This is a genomic window from Halorubrum sp. F4 (assembly GCF_027257195.1).
Lineage (GTDB): Archaea > Halobacteriota > Halobacteria > Halobacteriales > Haloferacaceae > Halorubrum.
Map to the genome: position 1 here is coordinate 1 of NZ_JAPDFS010000058.1, position 1,384 is coordinate 1,384.

1 protein-coding gene and 1 pseudogene are annotated in these 1,384 nt (G+C 69.1%); both read right to left on the reverse strand.

Annotated features, from left to right (window positions below; genetic code table 11):
• The coding region (locus tag OKW78_RS16690) for a thiamine pyrophosphate-dependent dehydrogenase E1 component subunit alpha (protein ID WP_281196172.1) at positions 1-851 on the reverse strand (851 nt) is incomplete at its 3' end.
• A 273-nt stretch (positions 852-1,124) separates the two neighbouring features.
• Positions 1,125-1,384 (reverse strand): annotated as a pseudogene (locus OKW78_RS16695) (CopG family transcriptional regulator); the annotation flags it as partial.

Sequence of the window (1,384 nt, forward strand, 5' to 3'; positions counted from 1 at the left end):
CGCCGCCACCGCTCCACCTCGTCGTCGTCGCGGTAGACGGTCGGGTCGTCGGCGGTGGTGTGTGCGCCGAAGCGGTACTGGACCGCCTCGATCAGCGTCGGTCGGAGCCGGCCCTCCGGCGGGTCCCGCGCCTTCTCGACGGCCGCCTTCGTGACCGCGTACACCGCGAGCGGGTCCATGCCGTCGACCTGGACGCCGTCGAAGCCGTACGCCTCGGCCTTCCCTGCCAACGTGGCGCTCTTCGTCTGCCGCTCGCGCGGGACGGAGATCGCCCACTGGTTGTTGTTACAGAAGAAGACCGTGGGGGTGTCGAAGACGCCCGCGAAGTTACACCCCTCGTGGAAGTCGCCCTCGCTCGTCGCGCCGTCGCCGAAGTAACAGACGAAGACGTCGTCGTCTCCCCGCAGCTTCGACGCCCACGCGCCGCCGACCGCGTGCGGCACCTGCGAGGCGATCGGCACCGCGATCGGGAAGACGTTGACGTCGTCCGGGGGGCGAGCGCCGTCCCCGTGGCCCATCCAGTAGAGGAGCGTCTTCTCGGGGGGAAGCCCCCGGACGAACGCGGCGCCGTGCTCGCGATAGGAGGGAACGATCCAGTCGCTCTCGGCGAGCGCGGCCGCCGACCCGACCTGTGCGCCCTCCTGGCCGGACAGCGGCGGGTACGTCCCCATCCGCCCCTGTCGCTGGAGGCTCACCGCCCGGCCGTCGAAGTGCCGAGCGAGCCGCATGTCCCGATAGATCCCGACGAGTTCCTCCTCCCCGAGGTCTGGCACGTCGCCGACGACCGTGCCGTCCTCGTCGAGGACGCGGACCGGATCGTCGTACGCCCTGTCGAACACGCCCTCGGTCACGGTCGGATCCACCCCTTCATGCGAGTACAGTCCGAGCCCCGAGTAATATCCTTTTCGTCGATCGTTACAGATCGGCAGAAATCGTCGAGGACGATGCGGCTTCGTCCACGGAACGGCCGTGAGAGGGAAACGATCGTCCTCGTGAGCGCGATAACGCGGCAATACGTGTCAGCGGGAGGTCCGTCCCGAGGGATCAGGGGGTCGACCGGGACGGCCCGCGAGGGGATCGGCCCGGGCGGCTCGCGGGGAGACCCGCCGGAAGCGGTCCGAGACCTAGCCGAGCCGGAAGGAGGGCTCGTCCGGCTCGCCGTCGAGGTCCTCGAGCTGGATCACGTCCTCGTCCTCGTCCTCGAGCTGCTCGCGCAGGTAGTTGACGTAGCGTTTGTGCTCCTCGAGCTGCTCGCGCAGGTGGTCGGCCTCGAGCTCTAAGCGCTCGTGTTCGCGGACGAAGCTCTTGGGGACCTCGATCTTCGGGGGGAACGACTCGCCGCTGTCGCCCATGCTCTCGAGTTCCGCCTCGGGGATGACGCGGA